The sequence below is a fragment of the Bacillus sp. JJ1122 genome, assembly GCF_036964885.1.
GTDB lineage: Bacteria > Bacillota > Bacilli > Bacillales > Cytobacillaceae > Mesobacillus.
In genome coordinates this window covers 14,380-31,513 of sequence record NZ_JBALQL010000029.1, presented here as the reverse complement: position 1 = coordinate 31,513, position 17,134 = coordinate 14,380, and the positions used below count along the sequence as shown (strand labels likewise).

17 protein-coding genes are annotated in these 17,134 nt (G+C 36.2%); all 17 read left to right on the top strand.

Annotated elements, in window-relative coordinates; all coding sequences use genetic code 11:
* Window positions 1-171: 171 nt before the first annotated feature.
* Window positions 172-2,121: a lasso peptide isopeptide bond-forming cyclase gene (locus V7201_RS17165; RefSeq protein WP_335377978.1), complete on the top strand. Its 1,950-nt coding sequence runs from the start codon at window positions 172-174 to the stop codon at window positions 2,119-2,121.
* A gap of 4 nt (window positions 2,122-2,125) precedes the next feature.
* Entirely contained in the window at window positions 2,126-2,251 is a 126-nt protein-coding gene (locus tag V7201_RS17160) for a paeninodin family lasso peptide (protein ID WP_335377977.1), read from the top strand.
* 108 nt (window positions 2,252-2,359) lie between these two features.
* Window positions 2,360-3,289: an aldolase gene (locus V7201_RS17155; RefSeq protein WP_335377976.1), complete on the top strand. Its 930-nt coding sequence runs from the start codon at window positions 2,360-2,362 to the stop codon at window positions 3,287-3,289.
* Window positions 3,290-3,586: a lasso peptide biosynthesis PqqD family chaperone gene (locus V7201_RS17150; RefSeq protein WP_335377975.1), complete on the top strand. Its 297-nt coding sequence runs from the start codon at window positions 3,290-3,292 to the stop codon at window positions 3,584-3,586. It begins immediately after the preceding gene.
* Window positions 3,587-3,592: 6 nt separating this feature from the next.
* Complete coding sequence (locus V7201_RS17145; protein ID WP_335377974.1) at window positions 3,593-4,039, top strand: lasso peptide biosynthesis B2 protein; 447 nt, start codon at window positions 3,593-3,595, stop codon at window positions 4,037-4,039.
* Window positions 4,040-4,063: 24 nt separating this feature from the next.
* Window positions 4,064-5,260: a nucleotidyltransferase domain-containing protein gene (locus V7201_RS17140; RefSeq protein ID WP_335377973.1), complete on the top strand. Its 1,197-nt coding sequence runs from the start codon at window positions 4,064-4,066 to the stop codon at window positions 5,258-5,260.
* Window positions 5,257-7,059, top strand: coding sequence for an ABC transporter ATP-binding protein (locus V7201_RS17135; RefSeq protein ID WP_335377972.1), 1,803 nt, complete (start codon window positions 5,257-5,259; stop codon window positions 7,057-7,059). The genes V7201_RS17140 and V7201_RS17135 overlap by 4 nt, the downstream gene beginning before the upstream one ends.
* Before the next feature lie 151 nt (window positions 7,060-7,210).
* Window positions 7,211-7,921 (top strand): YveK family protein, encoded by a 711-nt coding sequence (locus V7201_RS17130; protein WP_335377971.1) that lies wholly within the window; start codon window positions 7,211-7,213, stop codon window positions 7,919-7,921.
* A complete protein-coding gene (locus V7201_RS17125) occupies window positions 7,908-8,564 on the top strand; it encodes a CpsD/CapB family tyrosine-protein kinase (RefSeq protein ID WP_335377970.1) in 657 nt (218 codons plus the stop codon). Before V7201_RS17130 ends, V7201_RS17125 begins: the two co-directional genes overlap by 14 nt.
* Window positions 8,565-8,815: 251 nt before the next feature.
* Window positions 8,816-8,956: a hypothetical protein gene (locus V7201_RS17120; protein WP_335377969.1), complete on the top strand. Its 141-nt coding sequence runs from the start codon at window positions 8,816-8,818 to the stop codon at window positions 8,954-8,956.
* Window positions 8,957-8,976: 20 nt separating this feature from the next.
* Window positions 8,977-10,803, top strand: a complete 1,827-nt coding sequence (locus V7201_RS17115) for a polysaccharide biosynthesis protein (RefSeq protein ID WP_335377968.1) — start codon at window positions 8,977-8,979, stop codon at window positions 10,801-10,803.
* A gap of 13 nt (window positions 10,804-10,816) precedes the next feature.
* Window positions 10,817-11,701 carry a UTP--glucose-1-phosphate uridylyltransferase GalU gene (gene galU / locus V7201_RS17110; RefSeq protein WP_335377967.1) on the top strand — a complete coding sequence of 295 codons (885 nt, stop codon included), beginning with the start codon at window positions 10,817-10,819 and terminating at the stop codon, window positions 11,699-11,701.
* 4 nt (window positions 11,702-11,705) lie between these two features.
* Window positions 11,706-12,866 carry a glycosyltransferase family 4 protein gene (locus tag V7201_RS17105; RefSeq protein ID WP_335377966.1) on the top strand — a complete coding sequence of 387 codons (1,161 nt, stop codon included), beginning with the start codon at window positions 11,706-11,708 and terminating at the stop codon, window positions 12,864-12,866.
* Entirely contained in the window at window positions 12,851-13,963 is a 1,113-nt protein-coding gene (locus V7201_RS17100) for a glycosyltransferase family 1 protein (RefSeq protein WP_335377965.1), read from the top strand. Before V7201_RS17105 ends, V7201_RS17100 begins: the two co-directional genes overlap by 16 nt.
* Before the next feature lie 10 nt (window positions 13,964-13,973).
* Window positions 13,974-14,858, top strand: coding sequence for a glycosyltransferase family 2 protein (locus V7201_RS17095; RefSeq protein ID WP_335377964.1), 885 nt, complete (start codon window positions 13,974-13,976; stop codon window positions 14,856-14,858).
* Window positions 14,859-14,892: 34 nt separating this feature from the next.
* On the top strand, window positions 14,893-15,975 hold the full coding sequence (locus V7201_RS17090; RefSeq protein ID WP_335377963.1) for an EpsG family protein: 1,083 nt from the start codon (window positions 14,893-14,895) through the stop codon (window positions 15,973-15,975).
* Window positions 15,976-15,996: 21 nt separating this feature from the next.
* Entirely contained in the window at window positions 15,997-17,130 is a 1,134-nt protein-coding gene (locus V7201_RS17085; RefSeq protein ID WP_335377962.1) for a glycosyltransferase family 1 protein, read from the top strand.
* The last annotated feature ends 4 nt before the right edge of the window (window positions 17,131-17,134 follow it).

Sequence of the window (17,134 nt, the reverse complement as noted above, 5' to 3'; positions counted from 1 at the left end):
GAATCCTGTTTAATAAAATATTTTGAAAAATAATTCTTTTGAAGATGTTGACACCCTTTATAAGAGATGGTATTTTTATCATATGTTCTATATAAAGAACATGTTAATTCTTTATAAAGACTTTTTGCGAATACATAGAAATAGGCACTTAAAGCAAGGCAGGAGGAAAAAATGAGCGCAATTGCAGGAATCATTCATTTAACAAAAGAGCCGGTTCCATTTGAGCATGGTCGAAACATAATGAAGGAACTGGAAAAGTTTCCGGCCGATGATATCCAAGTCTGGCATAAACACAACGCCTTCATTGGAAACCACGCACAGTGGATCACCCCAGAAACAGTCGGCGAACAACAGCCATTCTACGATTCCGAAAGACAATGCGTCATCACAGCCGATGCCATCATCGATAACCGAGAAGAACTATTCGAAAAGCTGCAAGTCGAGCGTTCTAAACAAAAAATCATGCCAGACAGCCAGCTCATTTTGCTAGCTTACTATAAATGGGGCGAAGAGTCTCCAAAACACCTAGTCGGCGACTTCGCCTATATGATTTGGGACGAACAAAACCAGAAGCTATTTGGGGCTAGAGATTTCTCAGGATCGCGTACTTTGTATTATTACAAAGACCATGAGAGGTTTGCATTTTGTACTACTATTATGCCGCTGTTTACGTTGCCAGGGGTTAAGAAGGAATTAAATGAGCAGTGGCTGGCGGAGTTTTTGGCGATACCTGTGAATTTTGACTCAGTTGATCCATCTTCTACTACATATAAACAAGTAGAACAATTGGCGCCATCTCATTCAATATCAGTTCATGAAGGTAGAGTTAAGTTGAGAAGATATTGTTACTTAATGGAAGAAAACAAGAAATTAAAGCTTAAATCAGATGAAGAATACGAAGAAGCTTTTCGCGATGTTTTCCAAAAGGCAGTCAAAGCAAGAACTAGAACACATAAGAGTGTAGGGGCACATTTAAGTGGAGGTTTGGATTCTGGGTCAGTTGTAAGCTTTGCATCAAAAGCATTGAAACAAGAAAATAAAATGTTAAATACTTTTAGTTACGTTCCTGTTGATGGCTTTGAAGATTGGACCCATAAAAGCAGAGTAGCCAATGAAAGTCCGTATATTAAAGCTACTGTAAATCATGTTGGAAATATTAATGATCAATATTTAAGTTTTGCAGATAGAAGTCCATTTACTGAAATTGATGACTGGCTTGATACTTTAGAAATGCCATATAAGTTCTTTGAGAATACTTTTTGGCTAAGGGGAATGTATGAACAAGCTCAACAGAAAAATATCGGCGTACTTTTAAATGGTCAAAGAGGTAATTGGACTATTTCATGGGGGCCAGTATTAGATTATTACGCTAACCTCATAAAAAAAATAAAGTGGATTAGACTTTATCAAGAATTAAATCAGTATAGCAATAACATTGGGGTTAATAAATCAAAAATTATGGCAGCGGCAAGAAAAAAGGCATTTCCCTATATATATGGTTTGATAAAAGCCGAAGAACCCTTTCATTTTCCAATGATAATTAATCCCGAATTTGCAAAACAAACAAACGTTTTCAATAAACTTCAAGATCAGGGTATCGATGTTTCACTTTCTAAACTTCCCACCGCTTATGAAGTAAGGGATAGACAGTTTAGGCAGCTATATTATTGGAATATAACAGGGACTTACGGGGCTAAATTTTCTTTGCGTTATTCCGTATGGGACAGAGATCCAACCAACGATTTACGGTTAATTAAATTTTGTTTATCAGTACCTGAGAATCAATTTGTGCGGCAGGGTTTAGATCGTTCTCTTGTCAGAAGGGCAACAAACTCATATTTGCCAGACAAAGTAAGACTAAACATGCGTTCAAGAGGTGTACAAGGAGCAGATGGAGTTCATCGGATGTCTAGTTATTGGAGCACGTTTATTGGTGAACTTGAACAAATGAGTAATGATGCTACTATTGGCAATTACTTGAATCCTCAAGTAATTAAAGCGGCGATTATAAAAATTAAAGATAGTACTAATCCCGAATATGCCTTTGACTTTGACTTCAGGATATTAATGCGCAGTTTAATATTCTATCGCTTTTTAAATAAATTTCTTGAGAGGAGGTGAAAGAATGAAAAAACTATGGCAAAAACCTGAGTTAGAAGTACTTAATGTTAGTATGACAATGGCTGGACCGGGAATTAAAACTCCGGATGCTTCACAACCAGACCAGGACGAAACAGTTCACTATAGCTAATTCGCAATGATGTTTAATGATTATTAGAACAACCGCCCTTATACAATTATTTCAGTATGAGGGCTTTTTTAAAAATCCTTTAATTATGGATTAATTGGAGTGAGTCAAATGATTGTAGCAAAAGCCAACATGATTTACCATGCCTTTGGCCTGAAAATCAGAAGCACTATTCCATTGCCAGAATTAGTTGCTTCAAAAGAATCAATGGATATGGCCGAAGTGCAGATTGATATTGCTGACTTAAATGAATTATGGGAGATAAAAGGAGTCCAACAAGGGAAATTCCTTGTGGATGATCAGATGGTAATGTTTCAGATCCCTGAAACAGGTACATTTCTAATAGAAGATGGTAAAAAAATAATGGTTTACCCTATGAAGGATTCTGATCATAATAAAATTCGTCTCTATATTCTGGGAACATGTATCGGTGTCTTACTAATGCAAAGAAAAGTCCTGACACTGCATGGAAGTGCAATTGCAATTGATGGAAAGGCTTATGCATTTATCGGACATTCTGGTGCAGGTAAGTCTACACTGGCATCAACATTTATTAATAAAGGTTATCAACTGCTAAGTGATGATATTATTCCTTTATTAATGAATGAAGAAGGGCGCCCTTATGTAATTCCTACCTACCCTCAGCAAAAATTATGGCAGGAAAGCCTTCAGAACTTCGGGTTGGATTCCTCTGCTTTTAGTCCGTTATTTGAAAGAGAAACAAAGTTCGCTATTCCAGTCCACTCCAGTTTCTGTAAGGATCCATTACCACTGGGTGGAGTATTTGAGATTACAAAAACAGAGGAAGATCACGTAAAAATAAACCCAATTCAAAATCTGGAAAGGTTTCACACACTATATAACCATACTTTTCGGCACTCTTTAATTCCGCGTTTGGGATTAATGGAGTGGCATTTTACAGAATCAGCTGGGGTTATAAAAAAAATAAAGATGTACCAAGTACAACGCCCATCAAATGTTTTTACAGCATCTGAGCTGTTAGAGAAAATCTTAAAAGTAATTAATGAGGAGATGAACTAAATGCTAATAAAGGAAAAAGTAATAATGGAAAGTGAAATTGTACAGAAGCCAGGAAATATCGTTAGTGACATGGATGGAGAGAAAGTAATGCTTAATATTGATAATGGAAATTACTATAACCTTGGTGAAATGGGTGGACTTATTTGGGAGATGATAAAAGAACCTAATTCAGTTGATAATTTAATTAATGACCTCCTTCTAGAATATGAAGTTGGTAAAACAGATTGTGAGAATCAAGTAATTTTATTTATAAACAAATTATATTCCGAAGGTTTAATTTCAATTGTGAACAGGTGAGGTGAAATGTTAATTCCTCAGAAACTGGTAACGATATTTAATTTGAGTAGGATCGAAAAATTTCTTTTTTTAGAGGCCATACTGTTCTTAGCATGGGCGCGTTTCCTTAAAGTAATGCCTTTTAAAAGGGTAAAACGTACCTTAGGTAAGCATATGTGTGAATCCTCTTTTCAAGAAGATCCTTCTGTATCTGTCACTGTCAAATCAATATCTAGTGCAATTCATATCATGAGCAGATGTACATTCTGGGAAAGTCAATGTTTAGTAAAAGCAATAGCAGGCATGAAGATGCTACAAAGGCGCGGAATTGAAAGTACACTGTATCTAGGAACTGCAAAAGATGATAACGGGAAAATGATTGCCCATGCATGGCTGCGCAGTGGAACATATTACGTTAGCGGCGCTGAAGAAATGAAACGGTTTACCGTAGTAAGCAAGTTTGCAAATAAATAAGTTATAGAATAAGAGGAAATTACCATGGAAATGATGGTTGAAAAAAAGCACTTTTCAAAAGAATTACAGCTACTGCTTTTTTTCCTGGATTCTGAATTTGAAGATAAGAATCTCTCAAAAGAGAAAGAGAGATTTAAAAATATTGATTGGGAACATTTTTTACAGCTAACACTCCATCATCGTGTTTATCCAATTCTTTATAAAAGGATAAAGGAATTAAATGGAGAGTTTGTCCCAGCAAAGGTAATAGGAACACTGAAGAAATATTATCAAAAAAATATTTTTCAAATGCTGTTGCTAACGGGAGAATCTGAAAGCATATCCAGAATTTTTATTGACCAAAAAATTCGAACCTTATTTTTAAAAGGTTCTATTCTTGGAGCACATTTATATGGAGATCTTTCTCTAAGGACATCTTCTGATATTGATATTTTAATACCAATTGAAGATTTAGAACGAGCTGAATCGACGCTCTTAAACCTTGGTTATGTAAAGGATGATTACATACTGACTGTCTTGAATGATTGGAAATGGAGACATCATCATATCACTTTTATGCATCCGCTAAAGAAGGTAAAGGTGGAAATACATTGGAGGTTAAATCCTGGTCCATCATGGAATCAGTCATTTGAAGAGTTATGGGAAAGAAAAACGAAAAGTTCGATCGCAGATTTTCCTTTGTATATGTTAGGAGAGGAAGATTTATTTTTATTTTTGGTTTCACATGGAGCACGCCATGGTTGGTCACGTCTTCGCTGGCTAGTAGATATCGACAGGTTGGTTAGGCGAGATTTGAACTGGAACTGTATTAAAATGCTGTTAAAAAAATATCAGCTTACTCAAGTTGGAGGGCAGGCTCTTTTTCTTTCTTCAGAATTGTTGAATTCTTATAGTCCCCACGAACTAAATGAAATATCTACTTCGAAAAAATCAAAAAGACTAGCTGAAGGAGCTTTATTTTACATTAAGCAATTGGTTAATCTCCATGTTGAGCCTTTGCCAGAAGAAATCGCAAACTACCATAAAAACCATTTGTTTTTATTAATGTCGCTTAAGCAAAAAGTATTATTTATTCTTAGTTTCTTATTTCCATATCCGGAAGATGCTCTAGCTTTACCATTGCCAAAAGCACTTCATTTTTTATATTTTCCTTTGAGACCGTTTCTTTGGGCGCTAAGAAGAAAAAGGAAGCAGGCAATGTTACAGGGGGATGTTACGTGAATACCTTTTTGTATTATATAAAACAATTATTTAAATACTCAGGTAGCATTCTCTATTGGAATATCGTTGGAATGGCTTTAATCGGTTTTATAGAAGGTCTTAGTATACTGTTACTAGTACCCTTACTTAGCTTCAGCGGGATAATGAATTTAGATTCCGGAGGCCATACACTAGAGAATTACCTCGGATTCTGGAATTTGATGCCTGAGGCATTAAGATTCCCATTTATCCTTCTTGCATACGTATTATTAATCAGTGGCCAAAATTTGGTTGACAGAAACTTAAATATAAGAAATGTCAAAATTGCGCATGGATTTATAGGGAAATTAAGAATAGACACATATGAGGGATTATTAAGTGCTAATTGGGGTTTTTATACAAAGAAAAGAAAATCTGATCTAATCAATATTATGACTATTGAATTGGCAAGAGTTTCGGGAGGAGTTTATCAATTTATTCAGCTATTAACCTCTATTATTTTTAGTATAATCCAAATCGGGTTTGCACTCTGGTTATCTGCAAAAATGACGTTATTTGTTCTTTTGAGTGGTCTCATATTATCATTTTTTTCTCGGAAATTTATTAAACAAGCGAAAAAGTTAGGAAAAAAAACCTCATTACTATCCCAGGAATACCTGGCAGGGATTACAGATCAATTAAATGGTATAAAGGATATTAAAAGTAATACGTTAGAAGAGACTCAGATGAGCTGGCTTCAATCAGTCGTTCAAGGAATGTATTCAGAGCAAGTTGAGTATATAAAAAATAAGGTTTCTTCTCAGCTATTTTATAAAATCTCCTCAGCAATTCTTATAGCAACTTTTATTTTTTTTTCAGTAAAGATGTTCAATTCACAGCCATCACAGTTCCTATTAATTATTGTTATTTTTTCTCGTTTGTGGCCAAGAGTTATAGGAATCCAATCTAATTTAGAGCAATTAGCATCGACAATCCCGGCCTTTAAGTCATTAAATACCCTTGAGACAGAATGTAATGCAGCAAAAGAGGTGTTATCTGATTTGAAAAAGGCTAATGTACGGCCAATCGTTTTGAATAAGGAAATTCGATGCAATGGTGTATATTTTAGATACGATCATTCAATATCAACCTATGCTTTGCAAAATATTAATATAAAAATACCTGCAAACCAAATGACTGCGATTGTTGGTCGGTCAGGTGCGGGCAAGAGTACATTGGTTGATATATTAATGGGGCTCCATTCGCCACAAGAAGGAAAAGTTTTAATAGATAACGAGCCGATTACAGATGAATTATTAATTTCATTAAGAAAATCTATAAGCTATGTTCCACAGGAGCCCTTTTTGTTTAATATGAGCATAAAAGAAAACTTTAAAATGATTAACCCAGCAGTAACTTCGGAACAGATATGGGAGTCATTAGAATTCTCAGCTGCCGCTGATTTTGTTAGAAAATTGCCTAATGGGCTTGATACTGAAATAGGAGATAGAGGGATTAAACTATCTGGTGGTGAAAGGCAGCGGCTTGTACTGGCACGGGCAATCATTAAAAATCCTGCTATTCTAATTCTTGATGAAGCGACCAGTGCATTAGATAGTGAAAATGAATCAAAAATACAAAAAGCTTTAGAACAACTAAAAGGAAGGATGACAATAATCGTTATAGCCCATCGTTTGTCGACAATTCGGAATGCGGATCAAGTAATCGTTCTGGAAGATGGAGAAGTCATCCAGAGTGGGAACTTTGGCCAACTTGCGAATGATCAATCAGGAGTATTTAACGGGTTATTAAAAAAACAGGCTGCGTTGATGTCCTCCTAAAAAGGAAAATAAAAACCAAAAACGTATTGACATGTTCTTTATACAGAACTAAAATGGGTATATATTATTAGTAATTAAGAACGCATATTTTTTTTGAACCAAACGTTCTTTATCTAGAACAGATTAAAGTATAAGGTGGTTTTAATGAGCAATGAGTAATGCAAAAAAAGGGATTGCAAAAGAAATTAATCTTAAGGAAATCTTTTCTGTCATAAAAAAGCGCCTTTGGATCATTGCCATTATTACTGTCTTGGCTTTGATTGCTGGATATGTTTATGGGGAGAAAAACACGACTCTCTTATATCAATCTTCTGCCCGGATTATTATAGGTGAAAATGCAGATATGAATACTCTACAGGTAATTTTGAAGGATCCTGTTGTGCTAGAAAAGGTTGTTGAAAAGCTGGGTCTGAATCGCAGTCCTGAATCATTGGCTAACCAGATTAGTGTGGGAATTCTGGATAGTTCAAAAGTAGTAAACATTAATGTTATTGATACCAATGCCGTCAGAGCTGCTGATATTGCAAATACGACAGCTGAAGAATTCAAAAATGAAATAAGTACACTGCTAAACTATAGTGATCTGAGAATCTATTCCCCGGCGAAAGTTAATCCCTATCCTATTAATGACAATGGGAATAAAACAGGTATTGTGGGATTAGTGTTCGGTTTATTTGCAGGAATTGGATTGGTTTTCTTCCTGGATTCCTTAGATGACACTGTTCGATCCCAAAAGGATGTAGAGGATTATTTAGATCTTCCGGTATTAGGAAGAATCGCGAAGATGAACAAAAAGAATATTAAAAAGCAAAGTATACATCAGATAGAATTCCCTGGAGGTGGTACCAGTGTTCCAAAGTAAACGTAAAGCTGCAAGGAATTCGCAAAAAAGGAATTTAATTGTATATTCCAATCCGGACTCCATCATATCTGAACAATTTAGGACTCTCCGTACCAATGTTCAGTTTTTAACCGGAGGGAAGAAAAGTATTTTACTTTTGACATCCCCCAGTTCTGGTGAAGGGAAATCTACAGCGGCTGCAAACCTTGCTGTATCAATGGCACAGCAAAAAGAAAAAGTACTTTTAATTGATGCAAATTTAAGGGATCCTGATGTTCACTTTATCTTTAAGATATCTAACAATAAAGGGTTAGCTGATGTGCTCGCAGGACGTGTAGATTTGGAAGACACAATATATCATACCGAAATTGGAAATTTAGCCATTTTAACAAGTGGTCAGCTCGATTCTAATCCGGCTGAATTACTTGGTTCAGAGTCAATGCAGACATTTTTTCAAAAAGCCTTATTGGACTACGATTTAATAATCATTGATTCACCACCTGTGCTGGAAGTAACAGATACGAAGTTACTGGCGAATAAGAGCGACGGTGTGATTTTAGTGATAAGTGAAGGAAGAACTGGATTTGAAAAGGCTGCAGAAGCTAAAAAAGCACTTGAGTTCGCTAGAGCAAAGATTTTTGGGGTTATTTTGAATGAAATGTAGAAGTAGAGATTTTTTTTAATTTCTACGTTCGTTATAAAGAATGAAATGTGCGTTGTAAAATGGTGATGTCTCCTAGCCATTATCTAAGGAGGCACTCGGTCATGCTGTGGGTTTAAGCAACCTTAGACGCTCTGGTCGTCGATAGTGTGATGTGAGGAGGGGTTAAATGCCCCATTTTTTAATAAAGTTATTACTTATCTGTTTTTTAAACAGAACAAATAAGTAAAAACTTTATTTAAGGAGTTGTATATATGAAGGATATAGATAAATTTCCAAAGTCAATTAAGAAAGCAGTGCGGTACATAAAGCAGGATGCCAGCAAAGAGCAGCTTGAAGAAATAAGAAAGCTGATTGACTATGCCATTAAGCTGCGGAGCGTAAGAATAGATTAGGACAAGAAAGGAGGATAAACATGACCTATAGGCAGAGGCTTTCGTTATTCATTCTTATTGATTCAGCCATTGTTTTAACTGCAATCTTTATTAGTCATTTACTTGTCCGGGGTACAATCAACACTTCTTCATGGTTTTATATAGTTAGTGCTTTAACTATTTTGTTCAGCCATCATCTATTTTCATTTAAATTTAAACTGTATAAAAAGGCCTGGGAATATGCCAGTGTCGGGGAATTAATCATCATTTTAAAAACTGCATCGGCTTCGATCCTAACCGCTTCCATTTTCCAGGGAGTTCTACTAAATGAAATCTTTATTAGACGGCTGTCTGTAACAGGGCTACTTTTGGTTTTGTTCATTGGAGGTTCACGATTTTTTTGGAGAATCTATAGGGATTTGTATCTAACTCGATTAACTTATAACAAAAGAACCCTAATCATTGGTGCCGGTTCTGCAGGAATAATGGTTGCAAGGCAATTACTGAAAAATAAAGTATCTGGTCTCCAGCCTGTTGGTTTTATCGATGATGATTTTAAAAAGCATCATCTTGATATCCTGGGCATACCAGTCATTGGCGGAGTCAACAAAATTGAGAGTGTTGTTATGGAATTGCAAATTGAAAATATCGTCATTGCGATTCCTTCATTAAGTAAAAAGGAACTTAATATCATTTTTCAAGAATGTGCAAAAACTTCAGCAAAAACACAAATCCTTCCTATGTTGGAAGATCTAATGACCGGTAAGCTTTCAGTGAATCAATTTAGGGATGTGCAGGTTGAGGATTTATTAGGAAGAGAACCAGTGGTTCTTAATAATGACAGGATTTCTGAAGATATCACAAATAAAATTGTGCTTGTAACTGGTGCGGGGGGGTCAATCGGGTCTGAAATCTGCCGGCAAATAGCTAAGTTTAATCCCGAGAGATTAGTTCTTTTAGGACACGGTGAAAACAGCATCTATTCAATTGAGATGGAATTAAAGGAAAGATTCCGAAACACAAATATAGAATTTATTCCGGTAATAGCTGAAATACAGGATGCCAAGAAAATGATGTCTGTGATGGAAACATTCCAGCCACACGTGGTATACCATGCTGCAGCCCATAAGCATGTCCCCTTAATGGAACGGAATCCTGAAGAAGCAGTTAAAAATAATATGATAGGAACGTGGAATGTTGCGAATGCGGCAAGCTGGCATGGGGTGAATACATTTGTGATGATTTCTTCAGACAAAGCGGTCAATCCAACAAGCGTAATGGGTGCGACAAAAAGACTGGCTGAAATGATTGTTCAAAATATGGATGAAAGCAGCAATACTAAATTTGTTGCAGTACGATTTGGAAATGTCCTTGGGAGCCGAGGAAGTGTCATTCCACTTTTTAAGAAACAAATTGAAAAGGGCGGACCTGTTACAGTGACTCATCCAGATATGGTGCGCTATTTCATGACAATCCCTGAGGCATCAAGGCTGGTCATTCAGGCGGGCGCTCTGGCTCAGGGAGGCGAAATCTTTGTCCTGGATATGGGGGAGCCTGTTAAAATAGTAGACTTGGCCAAAAACCTGATCAAGTTGTCAGGCTATTCTATAGATGAAATCGGAATAGAATATACAGGAACAAGACCTGGCGAAAAGCTATACGAAGAGCTTTTAAAGGATGATGAAGTTGGGGAACACCAAGTTCATCCAAAGATATACGTAGGTAAGACATCCGAATTATATATATCCGAGATCGAGGAGATCATAGGCACATTCCCTGGTATGGAAAAAGAAGAGCTGCGAGATAGATTGCTAGCTTTGGCCAATAATAGGGTTGCCAGTTCTCCATTAATATCAATTTCAGTTTAGGGGTGGGATTATTATGAAAGTAAAAAAAGCGATTATTCCAGCTGCAGGACTTGGAACAAGATTCTTGCCAGCAACGAAAGCAATGCCAAAGGAAATGCTGCCAATTGTAGATAAACCAACGATTCAATATATAGTGGAAGAAGCGATTGAGTCAGGAATCGAGGATATTATCATTGTTACCGGAAAAGGAAAAAGAGCGATTGAAGATCACTTTGATCATTCATTTGAGTTAGAACAAAACCTATATGAAAAAGGGAAGTTCGAATTATTAAATGAAGTGCAAAAGTCTTCAAAGCTTGTTGATATCCATTATATTCGCCAAAAGGAACCAAAGGGATTGGGTCATGCGATCTGGTGTGCCAGAAAGTTTATTGGCAATGAACCGTTTGCGGTTTTACTTGGAGATGATATTGTTCAGGCAGAAAAGCCTTGCCTGCAACAAATGATTGAACAGTATGAAAGATATAATGCTTCCATTCTCGGAGTACAGCAAGTAAATCCAAATGAAGTCTCAAGATATGGAATCGTTGATGGCAATTGTATCGGTGACAGATTTTACAGTGTTAACAGTTTAGTAGAAAAACCAGAGATTGAAGAAGCACCATCAAATCTTGCAATCATGGGACGGTACATCCTTAATCCTAGAATTTTTGATGTCCTGGATCAGCAAACCCCTGGTGCTGGCGGAGAAATTCAATTGACCGATGCAATCGCAGGATTGAATGAATACGAAGCGGTATATGCCTATGATTTTGAAGGCACCAGGTATGATGTTGGTGAAAAAATGGGCTTTATTAAAACGACAATTGATTTCGCTTTGCAGCGAGATGATTTGAAATCGGAGCTGCTGGATTACTTTTCTTCCATATTACATTTTGAAAAAGCAAGGCAGAGTTAAGAAGATGGCTGCAGCAAAGCGGATTTTACTTTGTGCGACAGTGGATTATCATTTCAGTGCTTTCCACTTACCGTATATGAAATGGTTCAAAGAACAAGGATGGGAGGTTCATGTTGCTGCAAAAGGCAGTAGGGATCTCCCTTTTGTTGATAAAAAATATGATTTGCCGATTCAAAGATCTCCTTTTAGTTTTAAAAATGTTAAAGCATACAGGAAATTAAAAGCAATGATTGATCAAAATGATTATCAAATAATCCATTGCCACACACCAGTTGGAGGAGTGCTTGCCAGGCTGGCTTCCAGGGCAGCCCGAAAAAAAGGAACAAAAGTGATCTACACTGCCCATGGCTTTCATTTCTGCAAAGGTTCACCGGCAATGAATTGGCTAATTTATTATCCAATTGAAAAATGGCTTGCAAGATATACTGACTGCCTAATTACTATTAATGAAGAAGACTATAACAGAGTTGTACAGCATCGTTTCAAGTCGGAACGAATTGAGCATGTCCATGGAGTCGGAGTGAGTACGGAAAGATTCAAGCCTGCAGAAAAGGAATATAAAAAGGAATTAAGAATCGCCTACGGCTTTAACGTTGGCGATTTTTTATTGTTTTATGCAGCGGAATTCAACAAGAATAAAAATCAGCAGCTTCTCATCAGGTCACTTGCATTAATAAAAGATGAGTTTCCAAACGCGAAGCTTTTATTAGCAGGTAAAGGACCATTGCTGCAGGAATGCCGTAAGTTGAGCCAATCCCTTGGTGTTGGCCATATGGTACAATTCCTTGGGTTTCGGAATGATATCGAACAGTTGCTGCAAATCTCTGATGTGGCAGTGGCATCCAGTAACCGGGAAGGACTACCGGTTAATATAATGGAAGCTATGTCTTGCGGGCTCCCTATAATCGCAACGGAAAATAGAGGACACAGAGAATTAATTGTCGATGATCAGAATGGCTGGGTCATCTCAGATATGGATCATAAGATGTTTGCTAAAAAGCTTAAGGTTCTAGCAAAGGATTCAGGATTAAGAGCGGTTATGGGATCCCATGGACGCAGAATGATTATTAATAAATATAGTACAGGTAAAATTGCCGAAGAAAAGAGTGAGATTTACAAAACATATATGACTGAAGTGGAGGATGCACAGTGGGCAGTCCTATAAGAGTTTTACATGTAGTCGTAAACATGAATCGCGGAGGCGCAGAAACACTGCTGATGAATCTTTATCGCAATATCGATCGGTCGAAGATTCAATTTGATTTTTTGACATGTAAAGAGGGGGTTTTTGACCAGGAAATAATTGAACTGGGCGGAAAAGTTCATCGGATCCCTTATATAACTGAGGTAGGACATTCTGAATATATTAGGGCACTAAAGCTATTCTTTTCTGAAAACCCAAATTATAAAATTGTACATTCTCACATGGATAAGATGAGTGGGTTTCCTCTTCGTGCTGCAAAGCAAGCAGGAATTCCTGTAAGGATCGCACATAGTCATAGTACGAGAAGTGAAGGGGGCATAATAGCAAGCACCTATAAATGGTTTGCCGGTAATATGATAACTAAGTATGCAACAAATTTTGTTGCTTGTTCAAAAGAAGCTGCGGATTGGTTATTTAAGCATGATAGTAAACAGGCTTTAATACTTAAGAATGGTATCCAATCAGATAAATTTCAATTCTCAATGAAAAAGAGAAAGGAAAATAGAGATAAGTTAGAAGTGCCTATAGACCATTTTGCGATTGGTCATGTTGGAAGGTTTTCTGCTCCAAAAAATCATTTTTTTCTTTTAGAAATCTTTAAAGATTTTTTAGTATTAAATGAAAATGCGATCTTATTATTAGTAGGTGATGGACCATTACTTCCTGAGGTTAAAAAAAAAGCTGAAGAAATGGAGCTATCTAGTAAAGTGAAATTTCTCGGGAACAGAGATGATGTGGACTGCGTCCTCCAAACGTTGGATTTATTTCTATTCCCATCTTTATTTGAAGGCTTTCCGGTTTCAGTAATGGAAGCCCAAGGATCTGGAATCCCATGCCTTATCTCTGATTGCATAACAAAAGATGTCGATTTAGGAAGTGAGCTACTTAACTTCCTTCCTCTTAAAAATAAAAAAGCATGGTTAGATAAAATGATGGTTATAAAAAATAAAGGTTTTAACCGAAATTCCCACGCCCATTTGCTCATCTCGAAGAATGGATACGATATTAAAAGCACTTCAAAACATATTCAAACTTTTTACACCACTATAACGGGGTGAAGATAAAAGAGTGAAAAAACTTACTATATTTACACCAACTTATAATAGAGCATATTGCTTAGGGAACTCTTATGATTCTTTAATAAGACAAACGAATAAAGAATTTGTTTGGTTAGTCATTGATGATGGATCAACTGATCATACAAACGATTTGGTGAGAAAGTGGCAAGCGGAGAACCTAATAGAAATCAAGTATATCTGGCAAGAAAACCAGGGAATGCATGGAGCACATAATACTGCATATGAGGCAATTGAAACAGAGTTAAATGTTTGTATAGATTCTGATGATTTCATGCCTGACGATGCTGTTGAAAAGATTTTAGCTAAGTGGAAGAGTGACGGAAGCGAAAATGTAAGTGGAATTATTGGATTAGACTCTTATCCTGACGGGAAAATTATCGGCTCAAAACTTCCTAACGCCCGAAAGACATCGACACTTTTCGATCTTTACCATAAACATGGAGTAACAGGAGACAAAAAATTAGTTTATCGAACAGAACTAACAAAAATGTTTCCTTATCCAGTCTATGAAAATGAGAAGTATGTGGGACTTGCCTATAAGTATTACATGCTCGATCAACATTTTGAGATGCTTTTGATGAATGAAGTTTTATGTTGTGTAGAATATCTTCCCGATGGTTCTTCGCTTAACATGTTAAGACAATACCGAAAAAACCCAAAAGGCTTTGCATTTTATCGTAAGGAATTAATGAAGTTACCTTTTTCAAGTTGGATATTTAAATTCAAACAAGCTATTCACTATGTTTCTAGTAGTCTGTTAGGCAAGAATTTTCGCTTGTTTAAGGAAACTCCAAATAGAACATTGACAACATTGGCCCTGCCATTTGGAGTTTTATTATTTTTCTTTATATCATATAAAACCCGTACTATTTAACCCCTATTTCTTTAGAAGATGAAAGGAAACGAATATGACCATTCTATGGTTGAACCTTGCTATTGTATTCAGTTTGTCTTTCTTTACGAGGTATTTTGCTAAGCCTGTCTATTCATCTTTCTCAATAACGAGTATTTCCTATAATAAACTCTTCGCATTAGCAACTCTTGTATCGTTGACTTTGGTGGCAGGTCTTCGTTCAAATATTGGTGATACGTATTTTTATAAATATGCCTATGAAATCAATGATTTTACTTGGGAACAAGTTAAGGAGAAAGAAAATATAGGGTTTTGGATACTTCAAATGATTTTAAAAAGGTTTTCAGAAGATCCACAAATATTAATTTTCACCACTGCAGCAATTACTAATATTTTAATCGTATTGATTTTTCTTAAGTATTCAAGACAATTTGAGCTTAGTACATTTGTATATATTACAGGCGGATTATATTTAGTATCAATGAATGGGCTAAGGCAAGTTCTTACAGCAGCAATTGTTTTTACAGCTACCAGGTTTATTATAAGTGGAAATTTTATTGCCTATGCATTAGTTGTTTTATTTGCCTCAACCTTCCATGAAAGTGCTTTAATACTGCTCCCAATATATTTCTTAGTAAGATTTAAACCCTGGTCAAAAGCTACAATAATGCTCCTGGTCGTGGCTGTAGTTATTGTGATAGGCTTTGATCAATTCTCGACAATCCTGTTTTCCAGTTTAGAAGAAACGCAGTATGGTCATTATAAAGATTTTCAAGAGGGGGGAGCAAACGTCATTAGGGTAGCTGTGTTTGGAGCACCCCTATTAGTTGCATTCCTAGGAAAAGAAAAGTTAAGAGAAATATTTCCAGAAAGTGATTACATCGTGAACATGTCACTGATTGGGTTAGTATTCATGATAGTTTCGACTCAAAATTGGATATTTGCTAGATTTTCACTTTACTTTACTTTATACCAATTGGTCTTAGTTGCATGGATTGTTAAATTATTTAAGCAAAAAGAACAGCGTCTTGTTTATTTAGGAATAATCGTATTTTACTTTCTTTTCTACTATTATGAGAGTGTCATTAGCTTAAATATAAATTATAAGAGTGATTATATCACCTTTTTATCTTCTTAAAGAAAGAGGGGATTAGTTAAGATGAAAGATGAATACGTAGACAGGGTTTTGCATATTGTCAGTACAATGGATCGCGGTGGTGCTGAGACATTGATTATGAATGTTTATCGTAACTTAGACAGAAGGAAGCTTCAATTTGATTTTGTTACCCATGGTGCAGGCCAAGGTGCTTTCGATGAAGAAATTAGACAATTGGGCGGGAAAGTCTATTACATCCCTAGTCTTGGTGGCGTTGGACCAATATCATATGTGAGAAAACTTACTAATATAATGGAGTCAAATTCCTATATAGCCGTCCACTCACATACGGATTATCAAAGTGGATTCCCGGCACTTGCTGCAAAACTTGCAGGAATACCGCATAGGATTTGTCATTCTCACAGCACTAATTGGCCAATGAATAATAGTATTAAAGGAAAGCAATTATTAAAAGGGTTACAGAAACTCATCAAATTCTCTGCAACAAATTACTGCAGCTGTAGCCAGGAGGCTGGGGCTTTTTTGTTTGGTGAAAAAGCTGTTGAAAATGGCCAGGTAACAATTATAAAAAATGGTATAGATTTAAGCCAATACCTTGATGAAACAATTACTAAAATCAGTGTAATCCGAGAATTAGGGCTCAATGAAGATGCAAAAATAATTGGCCATGTTGGAAAATTTTCTAAGTCTAAAAACCAGCAGTTTATTCTAAAATTACTTAAAGAACTTATCAGCAAAGATGAACGTTATATAGCTCTTTTAATTGGAGATGGTCCCCTGAAGGAAAACATAGAAAGAGAAGCAAAAAGCATGGGAATCTCTAATAATATTCGTTTTTTGGGAGTTAGATCGGACATTCCGAGAATGATGAAAGCATTTGATGTTTTTGTATTTCCATCCATATTTGAAGGGTTCGGAATTGTAACAATCGAGGCTCAAATGAGTGGAACTCCATGTATAATGTCTAATTCAGTTCCAAAGAGCACGGATATGGGGTTAGGATTAGCGAAGTTTTTGAATTTGGATGAGGATCCTAATAAATGGGGTGAAGAAATTCAAAAGGCAATCCAGATGCAAAAGCCAGGGAAAGATATTCGAGTAAGGGCCCTCTCGGAAAAAGGATTCAGCATTCAACAGAATATAGAAGAATGGATGAAGCTCTATAGAGTTGGCTAATAAT